This window comes from Cupriavidus sp. YR651 (assembly GCF_900101625.1).
Taxonomy (GTDB): domain Bacteria; phylum Pseudomonadota; class Gammaproteobacteria; order Burkholderiales; family Burkholderiaceae; genus Cupriavidus.
In genome coordinates this window covers 62050-71356 of the sequence record NZ_FMYZ01000021.1, presented here as the reverse complement: position 1 = coordinate 71356, position 9307 = coordinate 62050, and the positions used below count along the sequence as shown (strand labels likewise).

8 protein-coding genes are annotated in these 9307 nt (G+C 67.0%); 5 read left to right on the top strand and 3 right to left on the bottom strand.

The window, feature by feature from the left end; all coding sequences use genetic code 11:
- Positions 1-561: bifunctional UDP-4-keto-pentose/UDP-xylose synthase (locus BLR29_RS29915; RefSeq protein WP_143018558.1), on the bottom strand; the 561-nt coding region annotated here is incomplete at its 3' end.
- Between the two features lie 69 nt (positions 562-630).
- Complete coding sequence (locus BLR29_RS29910; RefSeq protein ID WP_092143168.1) at positions 631-2382, bottom strand: glycosyltransferase family 39 protein; 1752 nt, start codon at positions 2380-2382, stop codon at positions 631-633.
- A gap of 198 nt (positions 2383-2580) precedes the next feature.
- Between BLR29_RS29910 and BLR29_RS29905 the strand changes: the two genes are divergently transcribed.
- The 5 genes from BLR29_RS29905 to BLR29_RS29885 all read left to right on the top strand — a co-directional run bounded on the left by BLR29_RS29905 (position 2581) and on the right by BLR29_RS29885 (position 7801).
- Complete coding sequence (locus tag BLR29_RS29905) at positions 2581-3261, top strand: response regulator (protein ID WP_092143147.1); 681 nt, start codon at positions 2581-2583, stop codon at positions 3259-3261.
- Positions 3258-4640, top strand: coding sequence for an ATP-binding protein (locus BLR29_RS29900; RefSeq protein ID WP_092143144.1), 1383 nt, complete (start codon positions 3258-3260; stop codon positions 4638-4640). The genes BLR29_RS29905 and BLR29_RS29900 overlap by 4 nt, the downstream gene beginning before the upstream one ends.
- Positions 4637-5872 carry a chromate efflux transporter gene (gene chrA / locus BLR29_RS29895; protein WP_092143141.1) on the top strand — a complete coding sequence of 412 codons (1236 nt, stop codon included), beginning with the start codon at positions 4637-4639 and terminating at the stop codon, positions 5870-5872. Before BLR29_RS29900 ends, chrA begins: the two co-directional genes overlap by 4 nt.
- 125 nt (positions 5873-5997) lie before the next feature.
- Entirely contained in the window at positions 5998-6654 is a 657-nt protein-coding gene (locus BLR29_RS29890) for a DUF2459 domain-containing protein (protein WP_092143138.1), read from the top strand.
- Positions 6655-7480: 826 nt separating this feature from the next.
- Positions 7481-7801, top strand: a complete 321-nt coding sequence (locus BLR29_RS29885; protein WP_092143136.1) for a hypothetical protein — start codon at positions 7481-7483, stop codon at positions 7799-7801.
- Positions 7802-7980: 179 nt separating this feature from the next.
- Here the strand turns inward: BLR29_RS29885 and BLR29_RS29880 are convergent, their stop codons facing one another.
- Positions 7981-9039 (bottom strand): porin, encoded by a 1059-nt coding sequence (locus BLR29_RS29880; RefSeq protein WP_092143133.1) that lies wholly within the window; start codon positions 9037-9039, stop codon positions 7981-7983.
- Positions 9040-9307 lie beyond the last annotated feature (268 nt).

Sequence of the window (9307 nt, the reverse complement as noted above, 5' to 3'; positions counted from 1 at the left end):
GTCCAGCCCCGCGCCGATCCAGTTGAACGGACGGAACAGCGTGTAGTTCAGGCCCTGTTCCATGCCGTAGGCGTGGATCACGCGGTCCATCAGCTGCTTGGAGCAAGCGTAGATCCAGCGCGGCTTGTTGATCGGGCCGTACACCAGCGGCGAGGCCTCCGGATCGAATTCGTCATCGGCGCACATGCCGTAGACCTCGGAGGTCGACGGGAACACCAGGTGCTTGCCGTACTTGACGGCGGCGCGCACGATCGGCAGGTTGGCCTCGAAGTCCAGCTCGAACACGCGCAGCGGCTGGCGCACGTAGGTGGCCGGCGTGGCGATCGCCACCAGCGGCAGGATCACGTCGCACTTGCGGATGTTGTACTCGATCCACTCCTTGTTGATGGTGATGTCACCTTCGAAGAAGTGCATGCGCGGGTGGTTCACCAGATCGCCCAGGCGGTCCGACGACATATCCATGCCGTAGACCTCCCATTGCGTGGTTTCCAGGATGCGGCGCGTCAGGTGGTGGCCGATGAAGCCGTTGACGCCAAGAATCAGGACTCGCTTTTGCTGCATGAGGATAGGAATAGAAATCAGAAAGACGGAATACGTAAGGTCGCCAGGCGCAAGACGCTGTCGCTGTGCTCAGCGTGCGGCCAGGACCGGCGTGGGACCGGCGACGTTGGTCACGACGATGCGACGCCAGTCGCGCGCCACGACATACATCGGCAGCGTCGGCGAGAGCTCGAGGAACGTCTCGGGCGACATCACCGCCATCGCGGGCGTGCCGTTCTTCCACAGCCTGGCAAAGCTGGCGATGTCGGGCACCGCACGCGCCGGCTCGACGGTCGCCCCGAAGGTCAGCTCATCGGCCTCCCCCACCATCACCAGCGGATGGCGCAGGTAGAACGGCAGCGTATGGTCGAGCATGCGCACGCCGTAAAGCGGCATGCCCGGGGTCAGCTTCTGCAGGATCTGCGGCGCGATGTCGGCGCCTGACGCGGGCCGACCCACGGTTTCGTGCCCGGTCAGCGCCAGCATGAAGCCCAGGTACATGCCCAGCGCATAGACCGCCACGCTCGGCAGCACGCCACGGCGCAGCAGCCAGCGCGCGATGGCCACGCCGGCCAGCATCACCAGGAACGCGGCGGCAGCCCAGATGGCGTAGGCGCGGTAGAACGAATTCGGCGTGTGATTGACGTTGAGCGTGGCCACCACGGGGCTGGCCAGCAACCCGCAGGCGGTGACGATCGCCATCGCGCTCAATTGCCGGCTCCATGCGCGCACGTCCATGCGATCCAGCGCCACGCCGGCCAGGATGCCCAGCGCGGGAAACACCGGCACGATATAGCCCGGCAGCTTGGAGCGCGACAGGCTGAAGAACACGAAAATGGCGATGGCCCAGATACCGGCCATCAGCGCGGGGCGGAACGTGGCAGCGCCCTCGGCCGGGGTGCGCATGGCCTTCCACAGGCGCGGGAACAGGCCGAGCCACGGCAGGAAACCGGCCAGCACGATGGGCACGAAGTAGACGATCGGCCCCGAGCGCGAATGGATGTTCGAGGTATAGCGCTGCCAGTGCTCGTGGATGAAGAAGAAGTTCAGGAACTCCGGGTTCCGTGCCGACACCATCCAGAAATACGGCACCGCGACGGCGAGCAGGAGCGCAGCCCCGGCGGCCACGTGCAGGCGCCGCCAGAGTCCCCAGTCACGCGTCGCCACGGTATAGACCACGAGCACCAGGCCCGGCAATGCCACGCCGACCAGTCCCTTGGTCAAGACCGCAACGCCCATTGCCGCCCAGCAGGCCAGCATCCATCCGCGCCGCGCGGAGACCGTGGCGTCCGGATGCTGCGCCACCAGCATGCAGCCGAGCACGCAGGCCATCACCCCCGCCAGCGTCATGTCCAGCGTATTGAAATGCGCCGCGACGCTCCACATCGGCGCTGCCAGCAGCGCCAGGCCAGTGAAGGCGGCGGCGCGGGCGCCGAACCAGCGCCACGTCGCCAGCATCGATATGCCGATGCCAGCCAGCCCGGCCAGCGCCACGCACAGCCGCGCCTGCCATTCGCCGATGCCGAACAGCGTATAGGCTAGCGCCGTCGCCCACATGTGGAACGGCGGCTTCTCGAAGTACTTCAGGTCGTTGTAGCGGATGGTGATCCAGTCACCACTGGCGAACATCTCGCGCGAGATCTCCGCATAGCGGCCCTCGTCGGGGCCGATCAGATGGCGCAGGCCAAGCGTGCCGAACCAGACCAGCAGCGCCACCGCCACGAATACCGCAACCCAGGCGGCGGTGGGCGACCACGACATCGCGCGAATGCCGCGCAGGCCATGTGCGGCGTCCACGGCGGGGAGCGAAGCGGCGGGCTGGCGCGAAGTCGGATTCGGCATGGATCGGGGCGCAATCGGGGGTGCCGGCGCCGCCATGACAGTCCTGCGCACGCACTCACCCGTTCTAAGGGAGCGCGCAGCTTAGGAGACGAACCTTAATCTCACATTAATCGTGCGGCCGTCTGTTCGCGATGCTACGCTTCAGGCCGTTCGGGTGCATGATGCGGCCCGTTTCAGGCACCCGTTTCAAACTGCAAGATGAGAATCCTTATCGTTGAAGACGACCCCATGCTTGGCGACGGCCTCCAGCGCGGCCTGAAGCTGATGGGTCACGCTGTCGACTGGTTTGCCACCGGCGCGGAGGCCGACCGGGCGATAGGCATGATGCACTACGACGCCGTGGTGCTGGACCTCGGCCTGCCGGACGACGACGGCATGGCGCTGCTGGCACGCTGGCGGCAACAGGGAATCCAGACGCCCGTGGTGGTGCTGACGGCCCGCGACGCGGTGCCAAGCCGCATCGGCGGGCTGGACGCGGGTGCCGACGACTACCTCGTCAAGCCGGTGGAACTCGATGAACTGGCGGCCCGGCTGCGCGCGGTCTCGCGCCGGACTGCAGGCATGCCGGAACCCGTGTGGCGCCACGGCGCGCTGGAATACCAGCCGGCCGCCCGGCTGGCGCTGTGGCAGGGCAAACCCGTAGAACTGACCGCGCGCGAGGCCATGCTGCTGGAGCTGCTGCTGATGCATCCCAACCGCGTGCTGACGCGCGAGTTCCTGCGCGACAAGCTCTATGACTGGGACAAGGGGTCGGAAAGCAATACGCTCGAAGTCCACATCCACCATCTGCGCCGCAAGATTCATCCCGGCATCGTGCGCACGCTGCGCGGCGCCGGCTACACGCTCGGGACGCTGGAGGCGATCGGGGGCGAGGCATGACGCTGCAGCGGCGCCTGATCCTCGCGGTGCTGGTCGCCGTCGCCTTTGCCTGGGTCCTGACCAGCGGGCTGGTCTACCTGAGCGCGCAGGAAGAAATCAACGAACTGTACGACACCGCCATGGTCCGCATGGCGCAGCAGATGCAGGCCGTGCTGCCATTGGTCAAGCTCGGCGCCGTGCCACAGCCGCCGCCCAACGGCCCCGCGCCCGGCGATACGGACCTCGGCGATCTTGGCGATGCCGGCCTTGGCGACCTGGCCATCGCCGCGTGGCGGCCCAACGGCGAGCCGCTCCATATCGACCCCGACGGCGACCGCCTGCCCCGCCTGCCCGCCGTGCGCGGCTTTACCGACAGGAAAATCGACGGGGTGCCGTGGCGGCTCTACTACCTGGTCGATCCGGTGGACGGCTGGCGCGTCTGCGTCGGACAAATCATGGCGGAGCGCGAGGAACTGGTGGTGTCCTACATGCAGGCGCAGGTGCTGCCCTGGGTATTCGGGCTGCCATTGCTGACCGCGCTGCTGGTCTGGGGCGTGCAGCGCACGCTGCGCCCCGTTCGCACCCTGTCCGCCGCCATTGCCACCCGCACGCCGGACGACCCCTCGCCGATGGGGCTGTCATCGGTGCCGCCCGAGCTCGTGCCACTGGTCAACGCGATGAACCAGCTGCTGCACCGCGTGTCGGCGCTGCTCGAACATGAACGGCGACTGACCGCCGATGCCGCCCACGAAATGCGTACGCCACTGGCCGCGCTGAAGGCACAATGGGACGTGGCGCGGCGCTCCGGGGACCCGGAAGAGCGCGCCCAGGCCGCCGCGAACGTGGAGGTCGGCATCGACCGGATGAGCCACCTGGTCTCGCAGCTCCTGACCATGAGCCGGCTCGAGGATGAAGCGGAGCCCCCCACGCGCGGCCCGGTGGACTGGCACAGTGTCGTGCAACAGGTCCTGTCCGATTGCCTGCTGCTGTCCGAACGCCGCAATATCGACATGGAGGTGGTCTGGCCGCCTGCCGACCGCCCGCCGATGCCGACCTGCGGCGATCCCACCCTGCTTGGCACCATGCTGCGCAACCTGCTCGATAACGCCATTCGCTACAGCCCCGCCGGCACGCTGGTGACACTGGCCTTCGCGCAGGACCGTATCACCGTCTCGGATCATGGCCCGGGCGTGGCGCCCGATCTGCTTCCGCGTCTTGGCGACCGCTTCTTCCGCGGCGCCAACCAGCGCGAACAGGGCAATGGCCTCGGCATCTCCATTGCGCGCCGCGTGGCCGTGCTGCACGGCCTCACCGTCAGCTTCGCCAACCGGCATCCGACCGACGGCAGCGGCCTGGTCGCAACCATCCAGGCCGTGAATGGCGGGAGACATCGCTCATGACAACATCGCGGGAGTATGAAGACGGCCACGCACAGGCCGGCGCATGGGAGGTCTTTCTGGTCTTCCTGCGGCTCGGCCTGACGTCGTTTGGCGGCCCGGTGGCGCATCTTGGCTATTTTCGCGCCGCGTTCGTCACGCAACGACGCTGGCTAAGCGAGCGCGCCTACTCCGATATCGTCGCGCTGTGCCAGTTCCTGCCGGGGCCGGCCAGCAGCCAGGTCGGCATGGTGGTGGGCTTGTCGCGGGCTGGCTACGGCGGCGCGCTGGCGGCGTGGCTGGGCTTTACGCTGCCGTCGGCCATCGCCCTGATCCTGTTTGCGATGGGACTTGCGGCCTATGGAAACGTCGTGCCGGCCGGCGCGTTGCACGGGCTCAAGGTGGCCGCGGTGGCCGTGGTCGCCCAGGCGGTGTGGGGCATGGCGCGCGCACTGTGCCCGGATGCGCCGCGTATCACGCTGATGACGCTCGCGGCGGTGGCCGTGACGCTGGTGCCATCGCCGTGGTGTCAGATGGCGGTGATGGCGCTTGCCGGCATCGCCGGTTCACGGTGGTTCCGTCCGGCTCAGATGGCGCCGCATGAACCGCTGCCGATCCGCGTCGGCCATCGCGCCGCAGTGGTATGCCTGCTGGCGTTCTTCGTGCTGCTGATCGGCCTGCCGATTGCCGCGCGGCTGGTCCCCAGTCATGCACTGGCCATGGTCGATGCGTTCTATCGCGCCGGCGCACTGGTGTTTGGCGGCGGCCACGTGGTCCTGCCGCTGCTGCAGGCGGCGGCCGTGCCCACGGGCTGGGTGAGCAACGACACGTTCCTGGCCGGCTACGGCGCGACACAAGCGGTGCCCGGACCGCTATTCACGTTTGCCGCGTTCCTCGGCGCGGCGATGCAACAAGCGCCCTCGGGATGGATGGGCGGCATGTTGTGCCTGCTGGCGATCTTCGCGCCATCCTTCCTGCTGGTCTTCGGCACGCTGCCCTTCTGGGAACGCATCCGCCGCAACGCCGGCGCGCAGGCGGCGCTCGCGGGCATCAACGCGGCGGTGGTCGGCCTGCTGCTGGCGGCGCTGTATCAGCCGGTGTGGACCAGTGCCATCCATGCACCGGAGGATTTTGCATTGGCCTTGCTGGCGCTGGTGGCGCTGGCGGTCTGGCGGCTGCCGCCGTGGGTCGTGGTATTGGCTAGCGGACTGGCGGGCTGGGGCCTGACCGGCCTGATCGAGCGGACGGTGTCGTGAACACATCCCCGCGCCCCGGCAGTGGCGGCTTGAGCGGCTACCCGAGTGGAGCCCTGAGCCGCAAGCTGAGGACGCACCTGAGGACGCACCTGAGGACGCACCTGAGGACGCACCTGAGGACGCACATGAGGGCGCATCTGAGCGCGTACCTGAGCGTGGCATGCCTGGCGGGCTGTGTTTCGTCGCCGGCAGCGGCGCCAGCAGCCGCACCAGAGCCCCCCGTGGAGACCACGATCGACGTGGTGGAGCGGGAATGGCACACCGACGTCTGCATCCGTACCGAGGATGCGGGCGCGCGACTGATGCCGCTTCTCAAGGGCTATGACGGGTCGCGCTTCCTTTGTTTCGGCTTTGGCGATCGCCACTATCTCGTGAGCCGCGAGCGTGGGCCGATGACACTGCTGTCCGCACTGCTGCCGGGCGAAGGCGCGATCCTGCTGACGATATTGCGTGACACGCCGGCAGCCGCTTTCAGCGCGGACAACGTTGTCCGGCTCCGCATCAGCCAGGCCGGCTCGATGCGACTCCAGGCATTTCTCGGCGATGCGGTGCAGCTGGATGGCAGCGGCGCACCCGTCCGGCTGGGCGACGGCCCTTACGAAGGCGGACTGTACTTTGGCGCCACGGCCACCTACGCGGGCTTCTACACGTGCAATACGTGGACGGCGCAGGCGCTGCGCACGGCGGGCGTGCCCGTCTACGGGCCGGTGTTGTTCGCGGAAGGCGTGATGCGGCAAGTCCGCGAGGCCGCCGCTGCGCAACCCGCCCAGACGGCGCCCTGATGTGTCACCCGGCGCGCCGTTGCGTCAGCGCGCACTGAGGTAGCGAGGTGCGCCGCGCTGCGAGAACTAGTAACAGGGTCCAGATGTGCAACCGGGAGCCGGCGTCACGACGGTGGTCTTCTGGGGCGGGTTGGGGTCGCTGCTGCTGATCGATACGCAACCCGCGAGCCAAAGTGGCAACAGCAAGAGAACGGCGATCCTCGGCATGGCGTGCTCCCTTGAACGAACGGACGATTCCAGCGGATAGTTCCAGCAGACTGTTCCAGCGGACGGTTCCAGTATAGGTAGCTGCACACACGCCGCCATCCTCCTATCGTCTACACGCCACGCCCCGGCCGAAGTGCCTTATCCGCCGTAGCCAGCCGCAAACAGGCGGCACGCAAATAAATAGAGCCGTCATGAAGACGGCTCGAGTTCCCCGCGCATTGAACAATCATCTGCCACCGGCCCATTCCTGGCGCCTCTCACAGGGCAGCCATGGAAGACGGCTGGTCAGTGGCGATGTCGGCCCGCGGCAACCCCTCCGGTCGCATCTGATTTCCCGACTTATTCAGCGGGCTCGACGGGATGACATTCTGGCGATGAAATATTTCGGCAATAAGTCCGTGGAGCGCCGCATGCCGCACACCGGGTCGACGTCATATCGACGTCATATCGACGCCATGTCGACACCGGATCCACACCGGATCCACACCGGACGCACAGAGGCGCACACGCGGCGCACGTCACGCGCACATCCACTGACTTCGCGCAGGCAGACCCGATTTGCACCTTCTTCTGACCGCGTCAGTCACTAGAATGAAACCGTCCTTTCCCCGGAGTTGCCATGAAACGCCATCCCATCGCCGTGACCGAAACCACGCCGGAAGGCCTGACGGCCCTGATCTATCACATCGCACATGGTGCCAGTCAGGGGCAACTGGACCCTGAATTCGTACGCAAGCTTGGCAAACGCGTGAACCGGGAACTGGAGGCCATGGAAGAGGCCGATCAGCTCAACGAGGAGGACAAGCGCCAGCTGCACGACGCCGTGCAGGTCTTGCACGCCACCACCGATGCCGAGGAAGGCGCGCTGCTGACCAAGGCACTGGAGCGGCTGCGCGCCGAGGACGGCAACGCCGCCCACTCGCGCGAACAGATAGGCTGATCGCTGCGTCCTTTCCTGCCGGAACGCGGAAACGCGGATCGCAAACCCCGGGGTGCAGAGCTCGGATGCAGAACGCGGAATGCAGAACGCCCCTCCCCGCCAAGCCGGGTGAGGGGCGTTGTGCTATCCGGCAGGACGGAGGGAAAGGCCCCGCCTGCCGGCTGTCGCCTGCTTCCGTATCAGAAGCGGTGACGCACGCCGATCACGGCGCCGGCCTGGTTCTCGCCGGCAACGGCCGTACCCGTGCCGCTCAGGCCCAGGTTGGAGTTGCCCTTGTTGCGGACGTAGCCCAGGTTCAGGTAAGCGTCGGTGCGCTTGGAGAACGAGTAGTCCGCCGACAGCACGAACATCCACGGATCCGCGTCGCTGTTGTGGGTGTCCGTGTAGTACGCGGCGCCCGTCAGCGACAGGGCCGGCGTCACGCGGTACAGGCCGCCCAGCCAGTAGACGTTGTTGCGCGAGGCCGCGGTGGCCACGCTGGCGATGCCGTCGTCGCGCATCCAGCGGTAGCCGGCGAAGACCTTGGCCACGCCGAAGTCGTACGCCGTACCGATGGCGGCGCGCTTGACGGCGCGGTCGGACAGGGCCGACGTGGCGCCCTGGTACTGGTCATACGCGGCGCCGACCGAGAAGCCACCGGTGGCGTAGGACGCGCCCAGGCCGAAGTTGCGGCCGGCCTTGTAGTCGCCCGGCACTTCGCCGTTGTTGTCGCGGCCGGTGCTGTAGAAGCCCGTGGCGGTCAGGCCACCGAACTTGCCGGTGTACTTGACGGCGTTGTCGGCGCGGCCGTTGAAGCCCGAGTCCACGCTGTTCAGCGAATAGCGCGGGCCGACGGCCATCGGGTCATAGGCGCCGAACAGGTCGTACAGCGCGTTCTGCTGACGGCCCAGCGTCAGGGCACCCCAGTTGTTCTGCAGGCCGACGTAGGACTGGCGGCCGAACAGGCGGTTGCTCTGGCCCGACAGGCCGGTATCGATATCGAAGCCCGATTCCAGCGTGAAGATGCCCTTCAGGCCGCCACCGAGATCTTCCACGCCGCGCAGGCCCCAGCGCGAACCGGACATGTTGCCCGAGTTCATGCGCACGGCGGTCTGCCCATTGCCGCCCGGCACATGGGTGGCCACTTCCACGCCGGCATCGACGATGCCATACAGCGTAACGTTGGAGGCGGATTGAGCCGACGCCACGCCAGACATCGCGCAGGTAGCAGCCGCCAGGGCAAATAGAGCTTTCTTCACAGTAGTTTCTCGTTTTGTTAAGACATTGAGATGCTTCCCCGCCCCGACGACGTGGCGGGCGCGCTACGTGGCGCGCCGGCATCCGACGTCAGTCGGCGACCTTTGGGGGGCGACCCGGATTGTTACAACTGAATGTGAAACCCATGTGTCGTTGCGGCCTCAACCACCCCCCACCATCGGGGGATACCCGTACGTATTGGGCACGAAATGCGGGTTTTCCCCAGCCGGGTTTTGGTACGATGCACACTTTTCTGTGAATGGCATTTGT

Excerpts from the sequence above, each read along its gene's own strand:
- BLR29_RS29900 (WP_092143144.1), top strand. The coding sequence starts at position 3,258 with ATGACGCTGCAGCGGCGCCTGATCCTCGCGGTGCTGGTCGCCGTCGCC.
- BLR29_RS29890 (WP_092143138.1), top strand. The coding sequence starts at position 5,998 with ATGAGGGCGCATCTGAGCGCGTACCTGAGCGTGGCATGCCTGGCGGGC.
- BLR29_RS29910 (WP_092143168.1), bottom strand. The coding sequence starts at position 2,382 with ATGCCGAATCCGACTTCGCGCCAGCCCGCCGCTTCGCTCCCCGCCGTG.
- BLR29_RS29885 (WP_092143136.1), top strand. The coding sequence starts at position 7,481 with ATGAAACGCCATCCCATCGCCGTGACCGAAACCACGCCGGAAGGCCTG.
- BLR29_RS29905 (WP_092143147.1), top strand. The coding sequence starts at position 2,581 with ATGAGAATCCTTATCGTTGAAGACGACCCCATGCTTGGCGACGGCCTC.
- chrA (WP_092143141.1), top strand. The coding sequence starts at position 4,637 with ATGACAACATCGCGGGAGTATGAAGACGGCCACGCACAGGCCGGCGCA.